At 74.2% G+C, this 24,297-nt stretch carries 26 protein-coding genes; 15 read left to right on the top strand and 11 right to left on the bottom strand.

Features of this window, described 5'->3' with window-relative positions; translation table 11 throughout:
- The first annotated feature begins 354 nt into the window (after positions 1-354).
- Together AMK25_RS20340 and AMK25_RS20335 are read left to right on the top strand one after the other, a co-directional pair.
- Positions 355-1,578 (top strand): multidrug effflux MFS transporter, encoded by a 1,224-nt coding sequence (locus tag AMK25_RS20340; RefSeq protein ID WP_073829899.1) that lies wholly within the window; start codon positions 355-357, stop codon positions 1,576-1,578.
- A gap of 46 nt (positions 1,579-1,624) precedes the next feature.
- Complete coding sequence (locus tag AMK25_RS20335; RefSeq protein WP_073829898.1) at positions 1,625-2,173, top strand: adenylate kinase; 549 nt, start codon at positions 1,625-1,627, stop codon at positions 2,171-2,173.
- Here the strand turns inward: AMK25_RS20335 and AMK25_RS20330 are convergent, their stop codons facing one another.
- Genes AMK25_RS20330 through AMK25_RS20320 form a run of 3 tightly spaced genes read right to left on the bottom strand, consistent with a single transcriptional unit; the run spans position 2,174 to position 4,326 of the window.
- Positions 2,174-3,121, bottom strand: coding sequence for an acyltransferase domain-containing protein (locus AMK25_RS20330; RefSeq protein WP_073829897.1), 948 nt, complete (start codon positions 3,119-3,121; stop codon positions 2,174-2,176).
- Between the two features lie 48 nt (positions 3,122-3,169).
- Positions 3,170-3,484 carry a TraR/DksA family transcriptional regulator gene (locus AMK25_RS20325; RefSeq protein WP_073829896.1) on the bottom strand — a complete coding sequence of 105 codons (315 nt, stop codon included), beginning with the start codon at positions 3,482-3,484 and terminating at the stop codon, positions 3,170-3,172.
- 2 nt (positions 3,485-3,486) lie between these two features.
- Positions 3,487-4,326, bottom strand: a complete 840-nt coding sequence (locus AMK25_RS20320) for a rod shape-determining protein (protein ID WP_073829895.1) — start codon at positions 4,324-4,326, stop codon at positions 3,487-3,489.
- A gap of 368 nt (positions 4,327-4,694) precedes the next feature.
- On the opposite strand from AMK25_RS20320, the gene AMK25_RS20315 reads away from it, so the two are divergent.
- Positions 4,695-4,925 carry a potassium transporter TrkA gene (locus tag AMK25_RS20315; protein WP_073829894.1) on the top strand — a complete coding sequence of 77 codons (231 nt, stop codon included), beginning with the start codon at positions 4,695-4,697 and terminating at the stop codon, positions 4,923-4,925.
- A 26-nt stretch (positions 4,926-4,951) separates the two neighbouring features.
- Here the strand turns inward: AMK25_RS20315 and AMK25_RS20310 are convergent, their stop codons facing one another.
- Positions 4,952-6,172, bottom strand: a complete 1,221-nt coding sequence (locus AMK25_RS20310) for a PucR family transcriptional regulator (protein WP_073830067.1) — start codon at positions 6,170-6,172, stop codon at positions 4,952-4,954.
- Between the two features lie 124 nt (positions 6,173-6,296).
- A complete protein-coding gene (locus AMK25_RS20305) occupies positions 6,297-7,280 on the bottom strand; it encodes a SpoIIE family protein phosphatase (protein ID WP_073830066.1) in 984 nt (327 codons plus the stop codon).
- A 192-nt stretch (positions 7,281-7,472) separates the two neighbouring features.
- Here AMK25_RS20305 and AMK25_RS20300 point away from each other — a divergent pair, with 192 nt between their 5' ends.
- Genes AMK25_RS20300 through AMK25_RS20270 form a run of 7 tightly spaced genes read left to right on the top strand, consistent with a single transcriptional unit; the run spans position 7,473 to position 15,218 of the window.
- Positions 7,473-10,307, top strand: a complete 2,835-nt coding sequence (locus AMK25_RS20300; protein ID WP_073829893.1) for a Na+/H+ antiporter subunit A — start codon at positions 7,473-7,475, stop codon at positions 10,305-10,307.
- On the top strand, positions 10,304-10,771 hold the full coding sequence (locus AMK25_RS20295; RefSeq protein ID WP_073829892.1) for a Na(+)/H(+) antiporter subunit C: 468 nt from the start codon (positions 10,304-10,306) through the stop codon (positions 10,769-10,771). The genes AMK25_RS20300 and AMK25_RS20295 overlap by 4 nt, the downstream gene beginning before the upstream one ends.
- On the top strand, positions 10,768-12,339 hold the full coding sequence (locus AMK25_RS20290; RefSeq protein WP_073829891.1) for a Na+/H+ antiporter subunit D: 1,572 nt from the start codon (positions 10,768-10,770) through the stop codon (positions 12,337-12,339). The genes AMK25_RS20295 and AMK25_RS20290 overlap by 4 nt, the downstream gene beginning before the upstream one ends.
- Entirely contained in the window at positions 12,336-12,938 is a 603-nt protein-coding gene (locus AMK25_RS20285) for a Na+/H+ antiporter subunit E (RefSeq protein WP_073829890.1), read from the top strand. The genes AMK25_RS20290 and AMK25_RS20285 overlap by 4 nt, the downstream gene beginning before the upstream one ends.
- The gene (locus tag AMK25_RS20280; RefSeq protein WP_073829889.1) at positions 12,935-13,198 is read left to right on the top strand and encodes a monovalent cation/H+ antiporter complex subunit F; all 264 of its coding nucleotides are present in this window, start codon (positions 12,935-12,937) and stop codon (positions 13,196-13,198) included. The genes AMK25_RS20285 and AMK25_RS20280 overlap by 4 nt, the downstream gene beginning before the upstream one ends.
- Complete coding sequence (mnhG, locus tag AMK25_RS20275) at positions 13,195-13,593, top strand: monovalent cation/H(+) antiporter subunit G (RefSeq protein ID WP_073829888.1); 399 nt, start codon at positions 13,195-13,197, stop codon at positions 13,591-13,593. Before AMK25_RS20280 ends, mnhG begins: the two co-directional genes overlap by 4 nt.
- 32 nt (positions 13,594-13,625) lie before the next feature.
- The gene (locus AMK25_RS20270; RefSeq protein WP_073829887.1) at positions 13,626-15,218 is read left to right on the top strand and encodes an amidohydrolase; all 1,593 of its coding nucleotides are present in this window, start codon (positions 13,626-13,628) and stop codon (positions 15,216-15,218) included.
- 144 nt (positions 15,219-15,362) lie between these two features.
- Here the strand turns inward: AMK25_RS20270 and AMK25_RS20265 are convergent, their stop codons facing one another.
- The 4 genes from AMK25_RS20265 to AMK25_RS20250 all read right to left on the bottom strand — a co-directional run bounded on the left by AMK25_RS20265 (position 15,363) and on the right by AMK25_RS20250 (position 18,294).
- Positions 15,363-16,358 (bottom strand): ArsR/SmtB family transcription factor, encoded by a 996-nt coding sequence (locus tag AMK25_RS20265; protein WP_073829886.1) that lies wholly within the window; start codon positions 16,356-16,358, stop codon positions 15,363-15,365.
- Between the two features lie 132 nt (positions 16,359-16,490).
- Positions 16,491-16,982 (bottom strand): hypothetical protein, encoded by a 492-nt coding sequence (locus tag AMK25_RS20260; protein ID WP_073829885.1) that lies wholly within the window; start codon positions 16,980-16,982, stop codon positions 16,491-16,493.
- 58 nt (positions 16,983-17,040) lie between these two features.
- Positions 17,041-17,997 (bottom strand): hypothetical protein, encoded by a 957-nt coding sequence (locus AMK25_RS20255; RefSeq protein ID WP_073829884.1) that lies wholly within the window; start codon positions 17,995-17,997, stop codon positions 17,041-17,043.
- Positions 17,998-18,114: 117 nt separating this feature from the next.
- On the bottom strand, positions 18,115-18,294 hold the full coding sequence (locus AMK25_RS20250) for an FCD domain-containing protein (RefSeq protein ID WP_241826424.1): 180 nt from the start codon (positions 18,292-18,294) through the stop codon (positions 18,115-18,117).
- Here AMK25_RS20250 and AMK25_RS20245 point away from each other — a divergent pair.
- Entirely contained in the window at positions 18,284-18,475 is a 192-nt protein-coding gene (locus AMK25_RS20245; protein WP_083664772.1) for an acetylxylan esterase, read from the top strand. The genes AMK25_RS20250 and AMK25_RS20245 overlap by 11 nt on opposite strands.
- Here the strand turns inward: AMK25_RS20245 and AMK25_RS20240 are convergent.
- Positions 18,472-19,515, bottom strand: coding sequence for a polyprenyl synthetase family protein (locus AMK25_RS20240; RefSeq protein WP_073829883.1), 1,044 nt, complete (start codon positions 19,513-19,515; stop codon positions 18,472-18,474). The two genes, AMK25_RS20245 and AMK25_RS20240, sit on opposite strands and share 4 nt — an antisense overlap.
- Positions 19,516-19,522: 7 nt before the next feature.
- Positions 19,523-19,933 (bottom strand): hypothetical protein, encoded by a 411-nt coding sequence (locus tag AMK25_RS20235; protein ID WP_073829882.1) that lies wholly within the window; start codon positions 19,931-19,933, stop codon positions 19,523-19,525.
- Between the two features lie 161 nt (positions 19,934-20,094).
- Between AMK25_RS20235 and AMK25_RS20230 the strand changes: the two genes are divergently transcribed.
- From AMK25_RS20230 to AMK25_RS20215, 4 genes are read left to right on the top strand one after another with little or no spacing between them, the layout of a single operon-like run.
- Complete coding sequence (locus AMK25_RS20230; RefSeq protein ID WP_073829881.1) at positions 20,095-21,657, top strand: phenylacetate--CoA ligase family protein; 1,563 nt, start codon at positions 20,095-20,097, stop codon at positions 21,655-21,657.
- 3 nt (positions 21,658-21,660) lie between these two features.
- Positions 21,661-22,101, top strand: a complete 441-nt coding sequence (locus AMK25_RS20225) for a DUF4188 domain-containing protein (RefSeq protein WP_073829880.1) — start codon at positions 21,661-21,663, stop codon at positions 22,099-22,101.
- Positions 22,098-23,180 (top strand): hypothetical protein, encoded by a 1,083-nt coding sequence (locus AMK25_RS20220; RefSeq protein ID WP_073829879.1) that lies wholly within the window; start codon positions 22,098-22,100, stop codon positions 23,178-23,180. The genes AMK25_RS20225 and AMK25_RS20220 overlap by 4 nt, the downstream gene beginning before the upstream one ends.
- 2 nt (positions 23,181-23,182) lie before the next feature.
- Entirely contained in the window at positions 23,183-24,196 is a 1,014-nt protein-coding gene (locus tag AMK25_RS20215; protein ID WP_073829878.1) for a nitroreductase, read from the top strand.
- The last annotated feature ends 101 nt before the right edge of the window (positions 24,197-24,297 follow it).

Raw genomic sequence — 24,297 nt, 5'->3', positions numbered from 1 at the left:
CGACCACGGCGTACGGCGCTCATTCGCGCGTGCCGGTGGTCTGTCGCATCTGCGGGGCTCACCCGGAGATGTCGTCGTCGCCCGCCATGTCTGGTCTCCCTGCTTCTCGGACCGTCCGAGCCTAGATCGCGCCGGTACGCCGTGCAACGACGTTGCGCGCCGGCCGGTCGCGCCGGAGACCGCGTCGCAGCGGCGTGACCTGCGTTACCTCTCGCCGATGCGGGAATGTGATCACCGGAGACGCATTTGACTCAGGGTGTGAGTGCCGCACCCTCTTCTGCCCGGCCGCACGCCGACCGGACGGAAGTTCCCCAGACGACCGATGCCACCCCGACGCCCACCCCGGGTGACCTGATGAGCCGAGGTCAGCGCGTGAGGCTCGTGCTCGTCCTGGGCTCGCTGATCGCGGTGGGCCCGCTGACCATCGACATGTACCTGCCCGCGCTGCCCGCGATCGTGGCGGACTTCGCGACCACGTCGGCGGCTGTGCAGTTGACGCTCACCGGGACGCTCGCCGGGCTCGCCGTCGGGCAGTTGCTGATCGGGCCGTTGTCGGACGCGGTCGGGCGGCGCCGTCCGCTGATCGCCGGTCTGCTGCTGCACATCGTGGCGTCGGCGCTGTGCGTGGTCGCCCCGAACGTCGCCGTCCTGGGCGTGCTGCGGGTCGTGCAGGGCCTCGGCGTCGCCGCGACCGCCGTCGTCGCGATGGCTGTGGTGCGTGACCTGTTCAGCGGGTCGGCGTTCGCCACCATGCTGTCCCGGCTGCTGCTGGTGATGGGCGCGGCGCCGGTCCTCGCCCCGACGCTCGGCGGCGGTGTGCTGCGGTGGACGGACTGGCGCGGCGTGTTCGTGGTCCTCGCCGTCTTCGGCGTGCTGCTCGTCGTGCTGGCCACGCTCGCCCTGCCGGAGACGCTGCCGCCCGCGCGCCGTCAGCGCGGCGGAGTCGTGGCCACAGTGATGAACTACGGCGGGCTGCTGCGCGACCGGGTCTTCGTCGGCCTGGTCCTGGTCGCCGGCCTGGCCATGGCGGCGCTGTTCGCGTACGTGGCCGGCTCGTCGTTCGTCCTGCAGGACGGGTACGGCCTCGACGAGCAGGAGTTCGGGCTGGCGTTCGGGGCGGGCGCGGTGGGCCTGATCGGCGCGACCCAGTACAACGTGCGGCTGCTGCGCCGCTACTCGTCCCAGTGGATCCTGGTGGCCTCGCTGGCGGGGGGCACGGTGGCCGGGCTGGCGCTGCTGGTGTTCGCCGCGACCGGTTTCGGCGGCCTGCCCGCGCTGCTGGTGTCGCTGTGGGTGGTGCTGGCGGCGGCGGGCCTGGCCATGCCGAACGCCCCGGCGCTGGCCCTGTCCCGTCACGGCGAGGCAGCCGGCACCGCGTCCGCCCTGCTCGGTGCGGTGCAGTTCGGCGTGGGCGCGGTGGCGGCGCCGCTGGTCGGCGTGCTCGGCACCGGCGCGGTGGCGATGGCGCTGGTGGTGGCCGGCGGGATGGTGGCCGCCCTGGCGGTGCTGCTGGTCGTCGTGCGGCCGTCCCAGCTCGCCGGACTGGAGGCGGATCCGGCGGTAGCGGTCGCGCACTGACGGACCGCCCGGCGGCGCGGGTGCGCGCGGCGCCTACGCTGCTGCCATGACCGCCCCGGCCCGCATCCTGGTCGAGGGGATCCACGGGTCCGGCAAGTCGACGCTTGCCGCACGGCTGGCGCAGCGCTTCGACCTGCCCTGGTATCCGGTCGACGACCTGCTGTGGGAACCGGGCTGGGTGGAGGTGCCGGTCGCCGAGCAGCGGCGGCGGATCGAGGCGATCTGCCGGCGCGACCGATGGATCCTCGACGGCGCCTACCACGGCTGGCGGGACGTGGTGCTCGACCGCGCCGACCTGGTGATCGGGCTGGACTACCCGCGCGGGGTCTCGTTTCGGCGGCTGCTGCGGCGTACGCGGCAGCGGTTGGCCAGCGGCGAGGAGATCTGCAACGGCAACCGGGAGTCGTGGGGGAGCGTGCTGTCCCTCGACTCGGTGGTGGTCTGGCACGTCACCGGGTTCGGCCGGGCGCGCCGGCGCCTGCGGGCCTGGGCGGCCGACCCGGCCGGACCGCCGGTGCTGCTGTTCACCGACCCGGCCGCCCTCGACGACTGGCTGGCGAGCGGCTCGCCGGTGCCGGGCCGGCGCGGGACGTGACTACATCGGGAAGCGGCCGCGACGCCACTGCCAGTGGCGGCCGGCCCGCAGGTGGTCGATGATGGCGCGTTGCAGCGCGGTGCGGCGGGGCAGCCGGTCCAGCGGCGTGTTCAGGCTGCGGAAGACGAAGCGCAGCACCTCGACGTCGCCGTCCAGCCCGTCCATCTGCTGGTAGGGCTCCAGCGTGAACCGCCGCTGGAACCGGACGATGTTGGAGTCTTCCGGCAGGTATTCGCTCAGCTGCGGGTCGAGCAGCCAGGAGCCGCAGGAGAAGGCGGTGTAGCTCTCGTCGGGGAAGTGGCGCGGGAAGAACGCCCGGGCCCGCTCCAGCGACGCGTCGACCGCCTCCGGGGTCAGCGGCCCCGAGTCGGGGATGTGCAGGTCGACGGCCCCGGTGTCGCCGCGCTGGTGCTGCAGGCGGCCCAGCTCGTAGAGGCCGCCGCGCGCGTGCAGCGTCAGCCATGCCTGCATGACCGGCCAGCCCTCACCGTGCATCCGCCGGTCGACGGCGAGGTTGTTGCCCAGGTCGGCGAGCGTCGCCCAGGACACCTCGTCGGGCACGCCGTGGTCGGCGTGGTACGCCCGGACGACGTCGACCAGGGCCAGGTACGCGTAGGCGTAGAGGTGCCGCCAGGCCGGTCCCCGGTCGCGGGGCAGCGACGGGCCCGGCGGCAGCCAGCCGAAGCCGCCGAGGTCGGCCCGGACCAGGGCGATCGAGCGGTCGAGCAGCCAGCGCAGCTCCGGTGTCCACAGTGGGGACTCCGGCTCGGGCCAGGCCGCCATGATCTCGGCGGCGTCGTCGGGGCGGACCGCGAGCCGCTCCAGCAGCGCGGGCGCGTCCGCCCGGGCGGGCAGCGGCGCGGACGGCCGGTCGCCGGCGAGCCGGCGCACCCTGTCGATCTCCTCGGCGGGCACGCCGAGCCGGCCGGCGACGTCGTCCACATCCATGGGGACGACGCTACCGGCCGGCGTCCGCGCCGACAGCCCCGTGCGGTGTCAGCGCCGTTGCTGGCACGGCACGCAGAAGCGGGCCGAGGGGCGGATCTCCAGGCGGGCGGTCGGGATGTCCTGGCCGCAGCGCTCGCAGACGCCGTACGTGCCCTCGGACATGCGCTTGAGCGCCTGGGCGGTGTCCGCGATGCCCTGGCGCGCGGCCTCGATCAGCCGGCGCAGGGTGTCCGGGTCGTGGCCGCCGTGGTCGGGCTGCCGTGTGTGCAGCGTCAGCTCGGTGAGATGGTCGGTGTACTCGTTGAACTGCCGGTCCAGCAGTTCCCGCAGGGTGTCGGTGCGGTCGTTCAGGGCGTGCGTCATGATCAGGCGCTCCTTTCCGGGCGGCGCTGGGTGTCGTGCGGGTGGCGCAGGGCCGAGATGGCGGCCATGCCGGCGCCGGTCAGGGCGGCGGTCCGGGGTGAGGCGGCGCGGTGGACGGCGGCGCCGAGTGTCGCGACCATGCGGGCGGTCACGTCGGGCCGGGTCGCGCCGTCGCCGATGACGATCACGCCGCGGGCCAGAGCCGTGCGGACCAGGGGCCGCAACGCCGGGTCCTGGCGCAGCTCACGGACCAGTCGCGCGGCGGCGTCGGCGAGCATGCCGGCGGTCGTCGCGTGGTTCAGGTCGCGGGTGCCGACCTCGGCGCGGCGGGCGGCCACGACGCGGCCGTCCTCCAGCAACGCCACCTCGGTGAGCTGCGCGCCGATGTCGGCGAGCAGCAGGGTGCCGGCGGCGGCGCCGGCGCCGATGGCGCCCGCCCGGACGCTGTCGAGGAACAGCAGCCGGGACGGCGCGAGGACGGCGGCGAGCACGCGGCGCGTCGCCTCCTGCTCGGCCGGCGCGGCCAGCACCGGCCGGCAGGCCACCACGAGCGCGCCGACCGGCACCGACGCGCGGTGGTCACGCAGGATGCGTCGCAGCTCGGTGACACAGGCCGGGCCGTCCACGATCCGCCCGCGCCGCACGACCGGGCTGCGCAGGCCGTGACCGAGCGGGACGCTGAGCGTCCGGCCCGGCCCCAGCCAGATCCGCAGCAGGCTGCTGCCGAGGTCCACGGCGATCGGCGCCGCGTCGACGGCCACCGGCGGGCGTGTGGTGTGGGAGCGGCCGATCAGCAGACCGGTACGCGCCGGAGAGCGGACGGTGGTGACGGGATGCGGCATACCGACCTCTTTCGGATCAGGTGCCCAACCGGGCGGTGGACGGTGCGGGGAAGGGTGTGGCCGGGGGCCGGGGCCGGACGCCGGATTCGCTCGACGGCGTCGGCGGCCAGGGCTCAGGCGCGCCGCTGGTCGCCGCTCGCGGACCGGGACGCGCCGAAACCGGCGAACACCGGTGGTGAAGCCATCGACGTGCGGGTCATGGTCACCACCTCCTCGCTGCTCGGGTACCGCCTGGGACCTCCAGCTTCGCCCGGAAAGCCGCGCTCGGCATTGCCTGCCACCGGCCAACAAAGGGCCGAATGATTGCCGGTCACTGGACAACCGATCCGGGCACCCCCCGGAGCTATGGTTGACGTGAGGAGGTTCCCGTGATCATCGAACGCACGTTCCTCCCCGGCATCGGGGTCCGGCACACGCTGACCACCGAAGAGGGCCGCCGCATCGGAGTGATCGACTACCACACCGGCGGCCGGCGCGACGTCGTCCACGACGACCCGGACGACCCGGACCGCATGGTGACGCTCAGCCTCACCCGCGACGAGGCGTCGGCCCTGGCGAACCTGCTCGGCTTCCCGGAACTGGTCGCCGTTCCCGCCTGAGCGTCACGGCGGCAACGGCCCGGGTGTCAGGCCGGCAGCGGCTTGCGCGGCCAGTCCAGCGCCCGCGCGCCGAGGACGGCGGCGTGCAGTGTGAACCGGTCCCGCGTGTCGGCGGGGTCGTAACCGCTCAGCGCCCGCACGCGGGCCAGCCGGTAGGTGACGGTGCGGACGGACACGTGCAGCCGGCGGGCCGCCTCGGTGCCGACCTCGCCGCAGGCGAAGTACTCGTTCAGCGTGTCCAGCAGTGGCTCGGCGCCGCCGCGCGCCTGGGCCAGCGGTGTCAGCACCGCCCGGACCAGGTCGACCATGGCGGGCTGGTCGCGCAGCAGGACGCGGTAGATGAGCAGGTCGTGCGCGTCGATCACGGACGTGTCGGAGTGCAGCCGCCGCGCCGTGGTCAGCGCCTCCCGCGCCTCCTCGTAGGAGCGGGCGATGCCGTACACGCCGGGGTGCGGGCGGCCCACCGCCACCTGCCACGGCCGGCCCCGCACCAGGCGGTCCAGCTCGCCGTGCATCAGCGTGCCCAGATTCCCGGCCGGCCCGCGGCCCCGGTCGCCGGCCACCGGATCGGCCGGGGCGATCACCACGAGCAGCCCTTCCTTCGTGGCCACCAGGACGTCCCGGTCGCCCAGCCGGTCGAAGACGGCCCGTTCCAGCGCGCTGATCGCCGCCTCCGTGTCCGGCAGCCGGCGGCCGGGCGCGGCGAGCGCGACCTGGTGTACGCGGGCCAGGTCCAGCCCGAACGGCTCGGCCCGTTCCACCAGCCCGCCGAGGTCGGAGTCCCCGCGCAGCAGGTCGTCGACGAGTTCCCGGCGCAGCGACTCCTCGCGCCGGACCAGTTCCCGCCGGGCCACCGCGTAGCCCTCGGCGAGCGTGGCGACGGCGGTGTCGACCACGTGCAGCACGGCGTCGGCGGCGGCGCGGACCGCCTCGCTGTCGTCGGAGCGGTCCAGGTGCGGAAGCTGCCGCCACACCCGCCGCGCCGCGGACAGGTAGAGGCGTACCGCGCGTCCGGCGGACACCCCCTGCTCGGCCGCGCGCCGGCCGAGGGCGCCCACCGCGTCGAGTTCGGCGCGGCGCGGACGGCGGCCGGTCACCGCCGCGTCGGTCAGCAGCCGCAGGTAGTCGCCGAGCAGTTCCACAGGTACGCCACCGGCGTCGGCGCTCGCCTCGCGGGCCACCTCGGCCAGCCACTGCTCGTCCTCGCCGCCCGCGGCCGGCGCCGGCCGGCGGACGTTGTCGGTCATCGCGGTCTCCCCGTGCCGGACCGGCATCCGACGCCGGCCCACCGCGCCCAGCGTAGGCCGGGGGTCCGGAGCCGGCGGGCGCGACCGGCCCGCGCGGTCGGTCCGGGGGCGGGCGCGCCCGGTGTCATGCCCGCGACGGCGGGCCCGGGTCGACCACGAGCGCCGGACCGATCCGCCGCCCACCCCGGGGACCGCGGGTCAGCCGCCGCGCCGCCCCCGTCGGGTCGTGGTCGGCCGCCACCTGATCGAGTACGCGGACCCAGCGCTCGCCGTGCGCGTCGGCGAACGCGGCGCCGACCACGGCGACCCGCCGGCCGGTGACCGGCGACGGCGGCGCGTCCCCGCCCGGTGAAGTGGACCCGGCCCGGGCAGTGGACCCGGCCGGTCGAGTGGACCCGAGCGCCGGCCCGGCCGGCACCCCGGCGAGGTCGGCCCGGTCTCCGCTGACGGTGATCAGGTCGGGCGAGCCGCAGCGCACCGCCTCCACCGCGCCGGACCGGTCCACCCGCACGATCGTGGCGCGCAGGTGACCCGCCGGCGCGAGGTCGCGTACCGCCTGGTCGAGCACGCCGGCGAGGCGCTGCGGCGACGCTGCCGGCCCTGCGTGCCGGCGGAACGTCTGCTCGACCGCCCGCCGTCCGGCGGGCGTGTCCAGCGCGGCGCCGGTGACCGTGCCGATCAGGGCGAGGAGCCCGCCGCCGCGCAGCGGAACGGCGGCGCCGATCTCACCGGGCGAGCCGCAGACCGCCAGCGCCGCGCTTCCCGGCCCGGCCGGCACGGTGAAGACCGCGACGTCCGGCGGCCCGGCGGCGCGCGTCACCGACGCGGTCCGCGTCCGTCGGCGGGCCCAGGCCAGCAGGGGCACCGCGGACAGGCTGACCGCGGAGGCGAGCAGCGCCTGCGGGTCGGTGCGATGACCGGGGATCACCGGTACGAGGACCGACGCCACCACCAGCACGCCCGCCCACGCCGACACCAGCGCCGCCGCCCGGGGCCGGGCCGAGACGCCGAGCAGGCCGGGCAGCAGCACCCAGCCGATCGGGGTGCCGACCTCGGCGACACCCATCAGCACCGCGTTCCCGGTGGTGCCCGCCAGGGCGGCTCGCATCGGCAGCACGCCCACCACCCTATCGGGGGCACCCGCCGGACGGCGATGGCGTACCGGCCGAGACCCAACCTCACTCCTTACCCTGAGCCGGGCCCGGGTGACACGACACGAGCGCGTGATTCTCTCGACATTTTGTCTCGCCGAATCGCCAGTTAGGGTTGACGTACCGGGCGTCGATCTTGAGGAGTGTGTGTGCTGGTTCTGGTGGCGGTCCATGCGCTCGCAGCCGTGATCGCCCCCGTGCTGGTACGCCTACTCGGTCGACGCGCTCTCTACCTGCTGGCCGCCGTTCCCGCCGCGGCGCTGGTCTGGGCTCTGACCCGGACCGGGCAGGTGCGCTCGGGCCGGCCGGTCGTCGAGACGGTCACCTGGGTGCCGCAGCTCGGCCTCGACCTCGCGCTGCGGATGGGCACGCTGTCCTGGCTGCTGGTGCTGCTCGTCGGTGGCGTCGGCGCCCTCGTGCTGATCTACAGCGCGCGCTACTTCCACTCCGACGACCCGAGCCTCGGCCGGTTCGCCGCGGTGTTCGTCGCGTTCGCCGGCGCGATGCTCGGCCTGGTGGTCTCCGACGACCTGCTGCTGCTGTACGTGTTCTGGGAACTGACCACCGTCTTCTCGTACCTGCTGATCGGCAGCGACCCCACCAAGCGGGCCAGCCGGCGCGCCGCGATGCAGGCGCTGCTCGTGACCACGCTGGGCGGCCTGGCGATGCTCGCCGGGTTCGTGATGCTCGGTCAGCACGCCGGCTCGTACCGGTGGTCCGAGATCGCCGGGAACCTGCCGGAGGGCGGGTACCTCACCGCCGCGCTGGTGCTCGTCCTGCTCGGCGTGACGAGCAAGTCGGCGATCTTCCCGTTCAGCTTCTGGCTGCCCCGCGCGATGGCCGCGCCCACGCCGGTCAGCGCCTACCTGCACGCGGCCGCCATGGTCAAGGCGGGCGTGTTCCTGGCCGCGCTGATGGGCCCCGCGGTCGGCCAGGCCACCGTGTGGCGCGCCATCCTGCTCGGCGGCGGCCTGATCACACTGTTCCTCGGCGGCTGGACGGCGCTGCGGCAGGTCGACCTCAAGCTGCTGCTGGCGTACGGCACGGTCAGCCAGCTCGGCCTGCTCATGGTGATCCTCGGCGCGGGCACCCGCGACACCGCGCTGGCCGGCGCCGCGATGCTGCTGGCGCACGCCCTGTTCAAAGCCACCCTCTTCCTCGTCGTCGGCGTCGTCGACCACGTCACCGGCACCCGCGACCTGCGCGAGCTCAGCGGGCTGGGCCGCCGCGCGCCGGTGCTGGCGGCCGTCGCCGGGCTCGCGGCCGCCTCCATGGCCGGCCTGCCGCCGCTGTTCGGCTTCGTGGCCAAAGAGGCGGCGCTGGAGGCGTTCCTGCACGGCGGGCCCGTCGAGCTGCTGGTGCTCGCCGGGGTGGTGGCCGGCTCGGCGCTCACCGTCGCGTACACGTTGCGTTTCCTCTGGGGCGCGTTCGCCGCCAAGCCCGACGTGCCCGAGACCCGGCCCGAGCGGATCGAGCCGGCCTTCCTCGGCCCGGCGGCGGTGCTCGCCCTCGCCGGCCTCGTGGTCGGGATTGCCGCCCCGGCGGTGGACCGGGTCCTCGCCCCGTACGCCGACCAGTTCCCGACCGCCGACCCCGGCTACCACCTCGCGCTCTGGCACGGCCTGACGCCGGCCCTCGGCCTGTCGGCGCTGGCCGTCACCGGCGGCGTCGCGCTGTTCCTGCTGCTGCAGCGCCGCCGCCCGTACCTCGCCCGGCTGCCGTTCGACGGCGCCACCGGCTACGACAAGCTGGCGAGCGCCGTCGACCGTGCGGCGGTGGAGCTCACCGGCGCCACCCAGCGCGGATCGCTGCCGTTCTACCTCGGCGTCATCCTGCTGGTGCTGGTGATCCTGCCGGGTGGGGCGGTGCTGGCCGGCATTCCCTGGGCGCAGCGGTTCCAGCTGTGGGACACGCCGTTGCAGGCGGTCGCGGGCGCTGTCGTCGTGGTCGCCGCGCTGGTGGCCGCGCGCGCCCGCCGCCGGCTGACCGCGATGATCCTGGTCGGGGTGACCGGCTACGGCACGGCGCTGCTGTTCATCCTGCACGGCGCGCCGGACCTGGCACTCACCCAGTTCCTGGTGGAGACCGTCACGATCGTGATGTTCGTGCTGGTGCTGCGCCGCCTGCCGCGCCGGTTCTCGGCCCGCCCGATCCGCGCCACCCGGCAGTTCCGCGTCGCGCTCGGCGTGGCCGTCGGCGTGGTCACCGCCGGCATGGCGTACGTCGCGGCGGGCAGCCGGGTGGCCACGCCGATCTCGGTCGACTTCCCGGACGAGGCCGTGTCCTACGGCGGCGGCAAGAACGTGGTCAACGTGACGCTCGTCGACATCCGGGCCTGGGACACGATGGGCGAGATCGCCGTGCTGGTGGTGGCCGCCACCGGTGTGGCCAGCCTGATCTTCCGCGGCACCCGCGCCCTGGACCTGCGCAGCGGCATCCCCGGCGCCGGCCGGCAGCAGTCGTCGCGCCCGCGCTGGCTCACCAGCGGCGCGACGTCCCGGCAGCAGTCGGTGATCCTCCAGGTCGTCACCCGGCTGCTCTTCCACGCCATCCTGCTGTTCTCCATCTACCTGCTCTTCTCCGGCCACAACGCGCCGGGTGGCGGGTTCGCCGCCGGGCTGGTCGCCGGCCTCGGGCTCGCGGTGCGGTACCTGGCGGGCGGGCGTACCGAACTCAACGGCGCCGCGCCGGTGGACGCCGGTTTCGTGCTCGGCGCGGGACTGTTCGTGGCGGTCGGCACCGGCGTCGCCGCGATGCTGCTGGGCGGCGAGTTCCTGCAGAGCGCGACGCTCGACTTCCACCTGCCGCTGCTGGGCCATGTCCACTTCGTCACGTCCGTCTTCTTCGACGTGGGCGTCTACCTCATCGTGGTCGGCCTGGTGCTGGACATCCTGCGCAGCCTGGGCGCCGAGATGGACCGCCAGGAGGAGGACGACGAGCAGGAGACCGAGCCGGCCGGCGTACGGGAAGAGGAGCTGGTATGAGCCCGAACATTCCCAACCTGGTCTACATCCTGGTGATCGGCGTCCTGTTCGCCACCGGGGTCACGCTGCTGCTGGAACGCAGCCTCACCCGCGTCCTGATGGGGGTCATCCTGCTCGGCAACGGCGCCAATCTGCTGCTGCTCACCGGTGGCCGGGCCGGCGGCCCGCCGATCGTCGGCACCACCGACCAGGAGGACATGGCCGACCCGCTGCCGCAGGCGATGGTGCTGACCGCGATCGTCATCACCCTCGGCATGACCGCGTTCCTGCTCGCCCTGGCCTACCGCAGCTGGCACCTCAACGGCCACGACGAGGTGCAGGACGACGTCGAGGACCGCCGGATCATGGAACTCGCCGACCGGGACGAGGGCCCCGGCACCTCCGACGCCGACACCGCGGACGGCGGCCCCGCCGACGGCAGCCCCGAGGCGCGGGTCCTGGCTGAGGCGGAGGGCGGCCGATGACCTGGCTCGTTCCGCTGCCGGTGGTGATGCCGCTGCTCGGCGCGGCCCTCACGCTGCTGCTCGCCCGGCGGGCCCGCGCCCAGCGCTGGGTCAGCATCATCGTGCTCGCCGCCACCGTCGCCGTGGCGGCACTGCTCCTGGTCCAGTCGTCGCTGGACGGCCCGCTCGTCGTGGAGGTGGGCGGCTGGGTCGCGCCGATGGGCATCGTGCTCGTCGCCGACCAGCTCGCCGCGTTGATGCTCGTGGTCTCCGCCTCGGTGACCCTGTGCGTGCTCGTCTACTCCATCGGGCAGGGCATGGCCGACGGCAACGAGGAGACGCCGCTGTCGGTCTACCACCCGACCTATCTCGTGCTGACCGCCGGCGTGTGCAACGCCTTCCTCTCCGGCGACCTGTTCAACCTCTACGTCGGCTTCGAGATCCTGCTGGTGGCCAGCTACGTGCTGTTGACGCTCGGCAGCACCGAGACGCGGATCCGGGCCGGCACCACGTACGTCGTGGTCAGCCTGCTCTCGTCGTTGATCTTCCTGGTGGCGATCGGCCTGGTCTACTCGGCCACCGGCACGCTGAACCTGGCCCAGCTCGCCGACCGCCTGGACGCGCTGCCCGACGACATGCGCCTGGTGCTGCAGGGCATGCTGCTGCTCGCGTTCGGGATCAAGGCGGCGGTGTTCCCGCTGTCGGCGTGGCTGCCGGACAGCTACCCGACCGCGCCCGCGCCGGTGACGGCGGTCTTCGCGGGCCTGCTCACCAAGGTCGGCGTGTACGCGATCATCCGCACCGAGACGCTGCTGTTCCCCGGCGGCCGCACCGCCGACCTGCTCATGGTGATAGCGGCGCTGACCATGGTGGTCGGCATCCTGGGCGCGGTGGCCCAGTCGGACATCAAACGACTGCTGTCGTTCACGCTCGTCAGCCACATCGGCTACATGCTGTTCGGGGTCGGCCTGACCACCCCGCTCGGCCTGTCCGCGGCGATCTTCTACGTGGTGCACCACATCACCATCCAGACCACGCTGTTCCTCGCCGCCGGCCTGGTCGAACGACGCGGCGGCAGCACCGCGCTGGATCGTCTCGGCGGGCTGGCCCGGCTGTCGCCACTGCTGGCGCTGCTGTTCTTCGTACCGGCGCTCAACCTGGCCGGCATCCCACCGTTCTCCGGGTTCCTCGGCAAGCTCGGGCTCGTGCAGGCCGGGGTGGACGACGGCGGGTTCCTGGCCTGGGTGCTCGTCGGCGGTGGACTGCTGACCAGCCTGCTCACCCTCTACGCCATCGCCCGGGTGTGGAACCTGGCGTTCTGGCGGGCGCCGCACCCGGACATGCCGGAGCCCGGTGACGCCGACCGGGCGGCCCGGACCGACGGCGCCGAGCAGCCGCACGAGGGCGCGTCGCCGGCCGGGGCCGTGCTGCCCCGGCTGATGACGGTGCCGACCGCCGCCCTGGTGGTGCTCGGTCTGGCGCTGACAGTGGTGGCCGGGCCGCTGTTCGAGATCAGCACCGACGCCGCCGACGACCTGCTGCGCCGAGCCCCGTACGTGGAGGCCGTGTTCCCGGAGGGACCGCCGTGACAAGTCAGCCGAAAGCGCCGCTGACCCCCCGCGACCGCTGGCGCAACCGCGCGATCGCCGTGACCGGCCTGGTCACCGTCTGGGTGCTGCTGTGGGGCACCTTCAGCTGGGCGAACGTGATCAGCGGACTGGTGGTCGCCGCTGTGTTGCTCGTGGTCTTCCCGCTGCCCCCGGTGACGTTCGCCGGCCGGATCCGGCCGGTGCCGCTGCTGAGATTCCTGGCCCGCTTCCTGCGCGACCTGGTGGTGGCGTCCGTCCAGATCGCCTGGCTGGCCGTCCGGTCCAAACACCCGCACTCGGCGATCATCGCGGTGCCGCTGCGGGTGAACACCGACCTCAACCTCACCCTCAACGCCGAGGCCCTGTCGCTGGTGCCGGGCAGCCTGATCCTGGAGGCCGACCGGAACACCGGCACGCTCTACGTGCACGTCATCGGCATCCGCAGCCTCGACGAGGTGGAGCGCTTCCGGCGCGACGTGCTGGAACTGGAGGGGCGCATCGTCGCCGCCGTCGGCTCGGCCGAGGAACTGGACCTGATCCGTCGATCCGCACCCACCGGCCCGTCCGGGTCGGTCGAGCTGGAAGGAGCACCGACGTGACCGTCGTCGCCGTGATCGTCACCGCGCTGCTCGTCGCGGCCGGTGGGCTCACCCTCGTCCGCATCATCCGTGGGCCGTCGATCCTCGACCGGGCCGTGGCCACCGACGTGCTGCTCGCCGTCGCGGTCGCGGCCATCGCCACCGAGGCCGCCTACAGCCGGGATGCCACCGCGCTGCCGGTGCTCGTGGTCCTCGCCCTCGTCGGGTTCGTCGGCTCGGTGAGCGTCGCCCGCTTCGCGTCCCGGAGAAACCCGAAATGACGCTCGACACGATCCTGGACACCGTCGCCGGCGTCTGCCTGATCGCGGGCGCCCTGCTCTGTCTGGCCGCCGGCATCGCGCTGATCCGCTTCCCGGACGTGCTGTCGCGGATGCACGCGGCGGCCAAGCCGCAGGTGCTCGGGCTGCTGCTGGTGCTGCTCGGCTGCGCGTTGCGGCTGCGTACCGGGGTGGACATCACCACGCTGGTCCTGGTGGGCCTGTTCCAGCTCGCCACCGCCCCGGTCGCCGCGCACATGGTCGGGCGGACCGCGTACCCGCACGACGACATCCGGCGGGACCTGCTGATCACCGACGAGCTGTCCGGTGACATCGACCGGATCCGGGCGGACCGGGCCGGTGAGCCGCAGGAGACGTCGCCGGCCCGCACGTCCTGAGACCGCGCGCGAGCGCCGAGGCAGGGAGCCCCATGAGCGGCACGGTCTACGAGAACGCCCGTATCCACACGCTCGACCCGGCCCGCCCGTACGCCGAGGCGATGCTGGTCCGCGGCGAGCGGATCGTCGCCGTCGGCGACCTCGCCGAGTGCCGGGACCGGGCCGGCGGCGGCGCGCGCCGGGTCGACCTCGACGGGATGGCGGTGCTGCCCGGGCTGATCGACAGTCACATCCACGCCGCGTCCTACGTGCGCGGGCTGGACCAGGTGGACCAGCGCGGCACGGCGAGCCTCGACGAGGCGCTGGCCCGGATCGCGCGGCACGCCACCACGCTGCCGCCGGACGCCTGGCTGCTCGGCGGCGGGTGGGACAGCAACAGGTGGACCCGGCCGGTGCAGCCGAGCCGTACCGACCTGGACCGGGTCTGCCCGGACCGCCCGGCCGCGCTGCCCAGCATCGACGGCCACACCATCTGGGTGAACACCGCGGCACTGGCCCGCCTCGGCATCGACGCGGCCACCCCCGACCCGCCCGGCGGGCAGATCGCGCGCGACGAGCACGGCGAGCCGACCGGCATCCTGCGCGAGGCGGCGGCCGACGCGGCATACGCGGTGGTGCGTTCCCCGCACGCCGGTGACCTGGTCGCCCAGTTGCGCGCCCACCTGCCCCGGCTGCTCGCCGCCGGGCTGACCGGCATCCACGACCTGGACGGGCAGGACGCCCGCGCCGCCTACGAGACGCTGTACGCCCGGGGTGAGCTGCCGCTGCGGGTGCACAAGACGATCCCCGCCACGGCGCTGGACGAGGCGATCGACAGCGGCTGGGCCACCGGGGACGGGGACCGGTGGCTGAGCACCGGACCGGTGAAGATCTTCACCGACGGCGCGCTCGGCTCGCACACCTGCCTGATGACCGAGCCGTACGACGGCGAGCCCGGCTACCACGGCATCGCTGTCACCCCGGCCGAGGAGTTCGAGCGGCTTGTGGCCACTGCCGCCGGGGCCGGCATCGCGGTGGCGGCGCACGCCATCGGCGACGCGGCGAACCGGATGGTGCTGCGGGCGTACGCGCGCTGGCGCGACTCGGCGGGGCCCGGCCCGGCGGCGCGGCTGCGACACCGGATCGAGCACACCCAGCACCTGCTGCCGGACGACGTGCCGTTGCTCGCCCGCTGCGGCGTGATCGCCTCGATGCAGCCCACCCACTGCACCAGCGACATCCCGCTGACCAGCCGGATGCTCGCCGGCCGGGGCCTCGCCTCGTACGCCTGGCGCAGCCTGCTCGACGCCGGGGCCGTCGTGGCGTTCGGATCGGACGCCCCGGTGGAGGACCCCGACCCGTTCTTCGGCATCCACGCCGCGGTGACCCGCCAGCAGCCCGACGGCGTCCCGCCCGGCGGCGTGGACCCGCACGAGCGGCTCGACCTGGACACGGCGCTGCGCTGCTTCACCGAGGCCGGCGCGTACGCCTCCTACGAGGAGCACCTGAAGGGCCGGCTGCGCCCCGGCATGCTCGCCGACTTCATCGCGCTGCCCACCGACCCGTACCGGGTGGAACCGGCGGAGCTGCGCGACCTGACGGTGGCGCTGACCGTGGTCGGCGGCGTGGTGCGCTGGCAGCGCTGACCGTGCCCCGCCCGGACGCCGCTGTCCGGGCGGGACACGGCGGTCAGGCGCCCTTCACCCAGCCGTGCGGCTGTCCACCGACGACGGCGTGAGGTCGTCAAGGATCGGCTCCGGTCGACGCCTCGAGTCCGGCTCGGGGAGCCGTCAGCGGTCGTGCCCGGGCGTCTCGCCGAGCAGCGCTTCGCCCATCGCGGTGAGCCGGTGCAGCACGAGGTTGCCGTGCCGCTGGCTGGTGATCAGCCCGGCCTCGCGCAGGATCGTGGTGTGATGGCTGGTGGTGGCCGGCGAGATGCTGGCCCGCCGGGCCAGCTCGCCGGTGGTCGCGCCGCCCGCGGCGGCGCGCAGGACGGCCACGCGGGTGTGGCCGAGCAGCGGGCCGAGCCGGCGTTGCGGGCTCCCGGTCGCCGGGTCCGGTCGCTGCCGCCGGGCCGGGTAGACGAGCGTCGGGGGCAGGTCGGGATCGGCCAACGTGATCGGCGTGTGCCAGCAGAAGTACGAGGGGACCAACGTGATCCCGCGACCGTCGAGGTGCATGTCCCGGTCCTCCGGGTAGCCGCTCACGGACAGCACCGGCGGATCCCAGCGCGCCTCCGGGCTCAGGTCGTCGAGGATCTGCCCGGCGCCGGTGTCGAGCACCCGGGCCCCGCGCAGGGCCCGGTCGCCGGAGACGGCGGAGACGATGTCCGTCCAGTGCGGAGCGACGGCGACCCGGAAGTAGGCGCGCAGCGCGTCGCCGAGGCCGTGCAGGGCGGCGAGCCGGCCGGCGGCCAGGCCGCCCAGCCAGGCGCCGCCGAGCGGGGTCACCATCCGGCCCATCTCGGTGCGGATCCGCCGGGTCGGGGTGCCGAGCATCCGGTCGATCCCGTCGTCGAGGTCGGTGACCAGGCTGGGCGTCAGGAAGTCCGGGAAGTACCGCTTGCGGGGCGCGACGGGCAGCAGTCGCTCACGCACCGCCGGGACCAGGCCGGCTCGTTGCAGATCCGCGCGCACCTGCCGGTGCCAGCGGTCGTAACCCGCGTACCCGGCGCGGGTCTGCAGGCGGTGCAGGCTGCAGACGATCTCCCACAGTGGATCGGGCCGGGTCGCCAGCCGTGTGCGGCTGAGGTCCCCGGCCGTGAAGTGGATGCGTAGCGTCCCCATGACGCTCAGTGTTCCGAGGTGGCCCGCCGCGCTCAGTCTCATCCATGACATTGACGTACATCGCTGTAGCTGAACCCCGGGCAGCCGGGCGGGGCGGCAGCCGGACGGCTGCCGCCCCTCGTGGTCGTGGTCTCAGCCGGCGCTGCAGCTCGTCCGCCACCGGTGGGAGGCGATGTTGTCGTTCGTGTTCGCCATGTAGCCGTCGCGGTTGGAGCCCCAGGTGAACCAGGCCCCGGTGAGGTCGTCCCACGCGTCACCCGCGCCGAGGCAGGCGTACGCGCCGGTGTAGTTGGTGTGGATGTAGAGGGCGACCGGGCGGCCGCCGTTCGAGTCGTTCCACGCCGAGGACGCCAGGTTGCGCATGCTGGCCCTGTTGTTGTTGTCGCAGTTGGCGTTCTCGGCGACGTTGATCGTGTCCCAGTTGGTGTCGGCGTTGTACCACCAGCACCACCGGCCCGACCAGTAGGCGTCCTGGCTGACGTACAGGTAGCCGCTGCCGGCCGCCGCGCGCTGGGTGTCGGCGTGCGGGGTCGGCCGGGGCGCTGCCTGGGCGGCGGTGGTGGTGAAGGCCAGCGCGGCTGCCGCCGCGACCACTGTGGCCAGCACGGCACGTACTGCTCTCATGGGTTTTCCTCCGGTCGGGTCCTGCCGTGGCGGTCCGCCACGGACGTCGTGGGGTGGGTCAGCCGGCGGCCAGCGCGGCGCGGGCCCGCGGCAGCGCGGCGGTTTCGAGGCGCAGCCGATCGGCCACCTCGGTGCGGAACCGCCGTTCGACGGCGCGGCGGTGCTCGGCGTCGAGCTGCCGGGCGAGCCGCCCGAGGCCGGTGCGCGTGGCGCAGGTCGCCTCGCTCACCGCCAGCCCGACCTCGCCGGCCGCGACGGAGCCGGACGCCGGTTCGGGCACCGACGCGCGGGCCGCGGCCGGGTCGGCGACGTCGTGCCCGGCGGCGCGCATGCACCGCCGCCACGCCGTCACGCCGTCGGCGTAGCGGGGATCGGCGAGCACCCGGCCGACGCGCAGCCCGGCGAGGTTGTCGGTGATTTTGACGGCGCGGTACCAGCCGGGCAGGTCGAGATAGAGCCGGCGCTCCGCCTCCGAGGTGCAACTGTGACTGCTGCGGCGCAGCACGCCGCCGGCCGGCATCGTCGCGCGCAGGGCGTCCGGCTCGCCGGGGTCGCCGTTCACCGCGCGTACGGCGGCGGCGCCGCGCTCCGGCGGCAGCTCGCGGACGTACCGCGCGTTCGGGTCGGCTGCCATCGCCTCCTGGAGCCGGCGTTCCAGGACGCCGCCGTATCCGTGGCGGCGGGCGTAGGACACGTCGTCGAGGACGTACGGGAACTCACGCAGCTCCGGCACCGGGCGCCGGGGCACCGGCCAGTAGCGGAACCCGCGATGCTGCATGCAGTCGCGGATCAGCAGCTGCGTGGCGGCGTACAGCACCTCCGTGGCCGGGGCGGACGGGGGTGGGGCGGACAGGGCCGGCGCGCTCGCGGCAGGCGGTGCGGCCGCGCCGCGCTCGTCGGGCGGCGGTGGGGTGTCCCGGCCCGCGCCCATCGCCCCGGCGACCGCGGCCGCGAGGACGGCCGGGACCGCGACGGCGTACCACAGTGACCGCACCCGTCGCGACACGTCCGCCATGACACCCACCTCGGCCGTCCGGGGCGCCCGACGCGCCCGTCACCAGACAGCTTCGGCACGGGGCGCGCCCCGGGACAGAGGACTTCGATCAGGCTCGAACGACAGGCCCCCGGCGGGTCAGGGCTGCGCGGCGCGGGCGATGCTCGCCCGGATGGGCGCGTAGTGCTCGGCGATGGCCGAGCGCAGCGCCGCCGCGTCCCCGGCGGTGAGGGTGGCCACGATGGCCTGGTGCCGCTGGGCGGTGATCACCCGGTCCTCCGGCTCGGTGCGCAGGGTGGGCGCGACGATGGCCGGCACCTGCCAGAACGCCTCGGTCAGCTGGACCAGCAGGTCGTTGCCGACGACCTGCTTCGCCGCCTACCACCGCTACGGCGGCGACAAGGACGTGCGGGTGTACGAGTTCAACGACCACGAGGGCGGCGAGGCGTCGCACCAGCGCGAACAGCTCACCTGGCTGCGCGGGGTCCTGGGCGGCTAACGGGCGCGTTCCACCACGTAGTCGGTCAGCTCCAGCAGGAAACGGCCGTCCTCGGTGTCGGCGGCGGCGCCCAGCGCCCGCTCACCCTCACGCCGCGCTGCCAGCGCGAGATCCCGGGCGCTGCGCCGCGCCGACTCCACACAGTCGTACGCGAGCAGCCGCCCGTGCAGCCAGCGCACCTCGGCGTCGGTGCGCTGCGCGCGGGTACGGCTCAGCAGCCGCACGAGCCGTTCGCGTTCCTCCGGTGTGCACCGCCGCATGAAGTCGATCAGGATCAGCGTGCGTTTGCCCTCCCACAGGTCACCGGCGATCTCCTTGCCGTACCGGGCGTAGTCGCCGGTGAGGTTCAGCGCGTCGTCCTGGATCTGGAACGCCGCGCCCAGGTACCAGCCGTACCGGTCCAGCACGTCGACCGCGTTCTCCCGGCCGGTCGCCACGAGGACGCCGGTGCGACACGGGTAGATGCAGGTGTACCAGGACGTCTTCTTCAAGCACATCCGGTAGTAGTCGTCGGCGTCGAGGTCGCACACGTTGTCGCGGATCCAGCCGATCTCGATCGCCTGCCCCTCCAGCGAGTGGCGCATCATCAGCTCGGTCTCGGTGAACAGCCGCCAGGCGATCCCGGAGCCGAGCGCCGCCCGGTTCGCGGCCAGCCGCCGCAACGCCAGCAGGTTCGTCATGTTGCCGACGTTCAGCGCCACGCCGACGCCGTACTCGGCGTGCAGCGTCTGCCCGCCGCGCCGCTGTTCGCTGGAGTCCTGGATGTCGTCGTGGATGAGGAAGGCGTTGTGGAACAGCTCCACAGTCACCGCGGCGTTGAGGCCCACCGCGTCGCCGCCGCCGAACGCCCGGCACGTCGCCAGGCACAGCGCGGCGCGCAGCCCCTTGCCCCACCGGCGCGGATACTCCGCGACCAGGTCGTAGAGGTAGCGCGGGCCGCCGCCGGGCACGTCGTCGAGCAGCGCGCCGAGGGCGAGCCCGCGATAGCGCTCCAACATCCGTTCCACGTGCCCGCCGGCCACCCCGGCGGTCGGCGCCATCGCGCCGCTACCGGTCCGTCGGCCGCTTCGGGGCCGGCGACGCCAGCCGGTCCGCGAGCCCGTTGGCCACCTCGGGGGCCAGCCGCGCCAGATTGAGTACGGTGTCCAGCGCGTCGTGCGCGTCCGAGGTGTAGCGCCGGATCACCTCACCGCGCTGGTCGTCGGCCATCTTCAGCTGCCCGACCACGGTGTCGATGAGGGCGTGCCCGTCGGTGCGGAACCGGGCGACGAGTTCGTCGAACGCCTCCGGGTCCACGCGCCGGCTCTCGGTCAGCTTCTCCTCGAGCCGCCGGGCGCCGGCCAGCCCCGCCGCGAGTTCCTCCTCCAGCACCGTGGCCGCGTGGGTCACTGTCTCCGAGGTCTCCTCGGCCACCTTCTCGAAGCGCTCGTTCGCGCGCTCACGCCTGCCGTCTGTCATGGGCGAAGTGTCACCGGACCAGGGACGACACACCAGGTGAGTGTCGCCATCGTGACTGAGCGTGGCCAGCCCGGGTGGCCTTGCGACTGGGTACGGGTACTCAGCGCAGTACCGTCTCGTCGCTCATGTGCCGGCGTCGCGGCGTCGACAGGATTCTTGTCATGGCCGAGACGCTGCACCGACACGCCGCTGCACGTACCGTCGACATGCCGCTGCCCGCCGAGGCCGCGCTGGCCCCCGCCGGCCGCGCGGTCGCCGCGCTGGCCCGGCTCATCGCCCACCACCCCGCCGGCTGGCGCTGGCTGGCCCGGCGCCACCACCCGGTCCTGGACCGGCTCGCCGCCGCGAACGCGCGGTCGACCTGCGTACGGGCCGCCCGCCGGGTGCCCGCCTACCAGGCGTTCCTGCGGGCCCGCCCGGGCGGCCTGCGCCGCCGGCTGCGGGACTTCCCGGAGACCGACAAGCGCGGGTACGTGATGGCGTACGACTCCTCGGCCCGCTGCCGGGACGGGCGGATGCCGGAGCGGGGAGTGGTGGTCGACGAGTCGGCCGGCTCGTCCGGGCGGCCGTTCAACTGGCCGCGCGGCGAGCGGGAGCTGCTGGCGGTGCACCGGGACATCGCCGGGTACACCGGGCTGGCGTTCCCGATGCGCCGCCCGTTCGTCATCAACGCGTACTCGATGGGCGCCTGGGCGACCGGCACCACCACCGGCGCGGCGATGGCCCGGATCGCGACGGTGAAGAACACCGGCCCGGACCTGGGGAAGATCGTCGACACGCTGCGCGAGTTCGGCCCCGGTCACGACTACCTGGTGACCGCGTACCCGCCGTTCCTCAAGCACCTGCGGGACCGCCTCGACGCCGAGGGCTTTCAATGGTCGCGGTACCGGATCTTCGCCAGTTGCGGCGGCGAGGGGATGACCGAGGCGCTGCGCGACTACCTGGAGCAGCGGTTCGTACGGGTGCGCTCGGCGTACGGGGCGTCGGACCTGACCATCGGCGTCGGCGCGGAGACCCGGTTCACGGTCTGGCTGCGGCGGCGGCTGCGCACCGACGCGGGACTGCGCGCGGAACTGCTCGGCCGCGACGAGCAACGGCTGCCGATGGTGTTCCAGTACAACCCGTTCGCCACCTACCTGGAGACCAACGAGCGGCGGGAGCTGCTCTGCACGGTGACCGGCCCGCACGTGCTCCAGCCCCGGCTGCGCTACAACGTCGGTGACGAGGCGTTGCTGGTGCCGTACCGGCGGATCGTGGAGTTGGCGCACGCCGACCCGGTGCGCCGCGCCGAGTTCCGTACCGCGGTGTCCGAGGAGCGGATGACGCTGCCGCTGCTGCTGTTGTTCGGCCGCAGCGACTCCACGGTGTCCTACCTGGGCGCGAACCTCTACCCGCAGGACGTGGAGTACGGCCTCTACACCGGCAACCCGTATGCCGCCGAGATCAGCCGGTTCTGCCTGGCGTTGCAGGAGGACGCCGAGCTGGAGACCCGGCCGGTGATCCACGTCGAGCTGCGCCGCCCGCTGGACGCCGCGGCACGCGCGGCGCTCGCCGGCGCCTGCCGCGACGGGGTACGCGCGCACCTGACCTCGGTGTCGCGGGACTTCGCGCAGTCCCTGGTGGAGGACCCGACCGCCGGTGACCTGCGCGTGGAGCTGCACGAACCGGGCGGCGGCCCGTTCGCCGGCATGGAAAAGCTGAAGAACGTCTACCTGGTGAGGTGAGCGATGCGTACCCGTGACTTCTCCCGCGCCCCGGCCCAGGCCCGCGCCGGCGCCATGTTCATCGGCGGCACCCGGTACGCGAACCCGCTGGTGCTGCTGCGCCTGGCCCCGGATTGGATCCGGATGGTGCGCGACATGCGCCGGATGTCCGGCTACTGCTGGCACACCGTCTACTGGCAGTTCCCGCTGACGCTCGGCACCATCGCGTTCTTCACCGACCGCGACGCGCTGCTGCGCTTCGCCCGGACCCGGCACCACCGCAAGCTGATGATGTGGCTGACCGACGGCACCCGTAACGCCACCGCCGGGTTCATCCGGCTCTACACCGCCTCGCCGGACGGCTACTCCAACGGCGCGTGGCGGGCCGAGGACGGCGCGATGGGCCACATCGAGCAGTTCACGCCGCTGGGCGCGGAGACGACCGGACCGGCGGTGCGCCGGTGACCGGCCACCGGTTCGAGCGCGTGACCGGCCGGCGCGGCCTGCGCGACTTCCTCACCCTCACCGACCGGCTGTACGCCGACGAGCCCCGGTACGTGCCGACGCCCCGGCAGCAGGTCCGCCGCTGGTGGCGCGACGGCGTGCCGATGTACGTGCTGCGCGACGCCACCGGCGCGGTGGTCGGGCGGACCACGCTGCACACCGACGCGGACCTCGACGCCAAGCTGGGCCGCCGGTGCCAGCTGTTCGGGCTCACCGAGTTCACCCCGTCCGCCGACCGGCCGCTGTTCGACGCGATCACCGCGCACGCCATGCCCGGCCGGGACCTGCTGTTCGGGCCGGTGGCGCTGCTGCCCAACCAGGCCGGCGGAGTGATCACCGCCGGGTACGCCGACCGGGGCTTCGTGGACAGCGCGTGGAACCCGCCGCACTACCCGGATGCCTACGAGGAGAACGGGTTCACCAGCCGGTTCGTCTCCGACACCTGGATCTGCCCGGTGCCGCCACCGGCCGGACCGCCGCCCGCGCTCGGCGTCCAGCCGGACGGCGCGCGGCTGGAACTGCACAGGGGAGACACCCGGCGGCTCGACGCGCAGCTCGACCTGCTGCGCGGGATGCTCAACGACTCCTTCGCCCAGCTCGGCTACTACACGCCGATCTCGGCGGCGCAGCTGCGGCGGCAGACCGACGGGCTGGCGTACCTGCTGGACGAGTCGCTGTTGCTCTACCTGACCCGCGACGGGCGTCCGGTGGCGTTCGTGCTCTGCGTACCGGACATCAGCGACTTCCTGGTAGCTGTGCGCGGCGACCTGAACCCGGTCAACCAGCTGCGGCTGCTGGCCACCCGGCGCCGGTACCGGCGGGAGGCGGTGCTGATCGTCAAGGGCGTGGTGCCGCAGTTCCAGGGGCGCGGCTACCAGCGGCTGCTGTCCGAGCACCTGCACCGCAACCTGCACGCCGGTGGCTACACGGCGCTGCGCAGCACGTACGTCGGGCGCGACAACCCGGCGTCGGCCGCCCAGTACCGGCGCCTGGGCGGACGCCCGCTGCACGGCTACACGTTCTACGCCAAGGAGCGGTGAGCATGGACCTCGCCGCGTTCCGCGCGCTGGAGCCGCTGTGCTGGCGGGCCCCGAGCGCCCACAACACGCAGCCGTGGCGGCTGCGCTACGAGCACTGGGCGGTCACCGTCGGCTGGGACCCGGCCGACGCGCTGCCGGCGGGGGACCCGACCGGCCGGGACCTGCGGCTGTCGCTGGGCGCGTTCGTGGAGACCTGCCTGATCGTCGCCGCCGACGCGGGGCTGCGGCTGGACTGGGCCGCCGACCACGACGAGGCGGACCGGCGGGTGGGGCGGCTGCGACCGGCGCGGCAGCCGTACCGGACGCCGTTCCGCGCCGCCGACGTGCGGGACCGGCGTACCCACCGGGGCCGGTTCACCGGCGGCCCGGACGCCGACGTGGTCGCGGCGGTGGACGCGGTCGTCCGGCGGGCCGGTGGCGCGGCCCGCGTCGTGCCGGCGGCCGGGCGGCTGCGCGCGCTGCTGCGCACTGCCGACCGGCGGGTGTACGCCGAGCCGGCGGTGGTCGCGGAGCTGCGCCGCTGGCTGCGCCTGGACCGGGCGTGCCCGCGCTACCGGAGCGACGGGCTCAGTGACAGCTGCCTCGGGCTGGGCCGGGCGGCGGCCACCGGGCTGCGGGCGGCGCTCGCGGCGTACCCGGCGTTGCGCCCCCTGGGGCTGCCGCGCCTGCTCGCCGCCGGTGACGATCCGCTCGCGCGTGGCGGCGGGGTGCTGGCGCTGATCGCGCCGCCGGACCTGGACGCGGCCGGGCAGGTCGAGTTCGGACGGGTGCTGATGCGGGCGTGGCTGACGTTGCACAGGGCCGGACTGGCCGCGCACCCGCTCAGTCAGCTCGTCGACGTGGCCGACACCCGGGACGCGCTCGGGACGCTGCTGGACGTGGCGCCGGAGCGGATCGTGCACGTGACCCGCGTGGGCCGGCCGGCCGCTCCGGCGCCACGCTCGGCCCGTCGGGTGCAGCACGGATCCTCCCTGTTAGCGGTAACACCCCTTGACGCGGTGTCACTTCATCCATGAGAGTCCATGTTGGCTCACGTGTCGCCCGGTCGGGAGTTCTGGGCGCGGAGTGGCAGGAAACGGCGTCCGGGCGCATGAGGCATTTCTGTTAGCGATAACAG

It is taken from the genome of Micromonospora sp. TSRI0369 (assembly GCF_001905625.1).
Taxonomy (GTDB): Bacteria; Actinomycetota; Actinomycetes; order Mycobacteriales; family Micromonosporaceae; genus Micromonospora; species Micromonospora echinospora_A.
Note: the sequence above shows the minus strand (reverse complement) of the source record. Positions and strands in the feature narration are given on the sequence as shown.

What these genes read in the sequence shown, in the direction of transcription:
- AMK25_RS20340 (WP_073829899.1), top strand. Translation starts at nt 355, where the DNA reads ATGAGCCGAGGTCAGCGCGTGAGGCTCGTGCTCGTCCTGGGCTCGCTG.
- AMK25_RS20335 (WP_073829898.1), top strand. Translation starts at nt 1,625, where the DNA reads ATGACCGCCCCGGCCCGCATCCTGGTCGAGGGGATCCACGGGTCCGGC.
- AMK25_RS20330 (WP_073829897.1), bottom strand. Translation starts at nt 3,121, where the DNA reads ATGGATGTGGACGACGTCGCCGGCCGGCTCGGCGTGCCCGCCGAGGAG.
- AMK25_RS20325 (WP_073829896.1), bottom strand. Translation starts at nt 3,484, where the DNA reads ATGACGCACGCCCTGAACGACCGCACCGACACCCTGCGGGAACTGCTG.
- AMK25_RS20320 (WP_073829895.1), bottom strand. Translation starts at nt 4,326, where the DNA reads ATGCCGCATCCCGTCACCACCGTCCGCTCTCCGGCGCGTACCGGTCTG.
- AMK25_RS20310 (WP_073830067.1), bottom strand. Translation starts at nt 6,172, where the DNA reads ATGACCGACAACGTCCGCCGGCCGGCGCCGGCCGCGGGCGGCGAGGAC.
- AMK25_RS20305 (WP_073830066.1), bottom strand. Translation starts at nt 7,280, where the DNA reads ATGCGAGCCGCCCTGGCGGGCACCACCGGGAACGCGGTGCTGATGGGT.
- AMK25_RS20295 (WP_073829892.1), top strand. Translation starts at nt 10,304, where the DNA reads ATGAGCCCGAACATTCCCAACCTGGTCTACATCCTGGTGATCGGCGTC.
- AMK25_RS20290 (WP_073829891.1), top strand. Translation starts at nt 10,768, where the DNA reads ATGACCTGGCTCGTTCCGCTGCCGGTGGTGATGCCGCTGCTCGGCGCG.
- mnhG (WP_073829888.1), top strand. Translation starts at nt 13,195, where the DNA reads ATGACGCTCGACACGATCCTGGACACCGTCGCCGGCGTCTGCCTGATC.
- AMK25_RS20270 (WP_073829887.1), top strand. Translation starts at nt 13,626, where the DNA reads ATGAGCGGCACGGTCTACGAGAACGCCCGTATCCACACGCTCGACCCG.
- AMK25_RS20265 (WP_073829886.1), bottom strand. Translation starts at nt 16,358, where the DNA reads ATGGGGACGCTACGCATCCACTTCACGGCCGGGGACCTCAGCCGCACA.
- AMK25_RS20260 (WP_073829885.1), bottom strand. Translation starts at nt 16,982, where the DNA reads ATGAGAGCAGTACGTGCCGTGCTGGCCACAGTGGTCGCGGCGGCAGCC.
- AMK25_RS20255 (WP_073829884.1), bottom strand. Translation starts at nt 17,997, where the DNA reads ATGGCGGACGTGTCGCGACGGGTGCGGTCACTGTGGTACGCCGTCGCG.
- AMK25_RS20245 (WP_083664772.1), top strand. Translation starts at nt 18,284, where the DNA reads ATGGCCGGCACCTGCCAGAACGCCTCGGTCAGCTGGACCAGCAGGTCG.
- AMK25_RS20240 (WP_073829883.1), bottom strand. Translation starts at nt 19,515, where the DNA reads ATGGCGCCGACCGCCGGGGTGGCCGGCGGGCACGTGGAACGGATGTTG.
- AMK25_RS20235 (WP_073829882.1), bottom strand. Translation starts at nt 19,933, where the DNA reads ATGACAGACGGCAGGCGTGAGCGCGCGAACGAGCGCTTCGAGAAGGTG.
- AMK25_RS20230 (WP_073829881.1), top strand. Translation starts at nt 20,095, where the DNA reads ATGGCCGAGACGCTGCACCGACACGCCGCTGCACGTACCGTCGACATG.
- AMK25_RS20225 (WP_073829880.1), top strand. Translation starts at nt 21,661, where the DNA reads ATGCGTACCCGTGACTTCTCCCGCGCCCCGGCCCAGGCCCGCGCCGGC.
- AMK25_RS20215 (WP_073829878.1), top strand. Translation starts at nt 23,183, where the DNA reads ATGGACCTCGCCGCGTTCCGCGCGCTGGAGCCGCTGTGCTGGCGGGCC.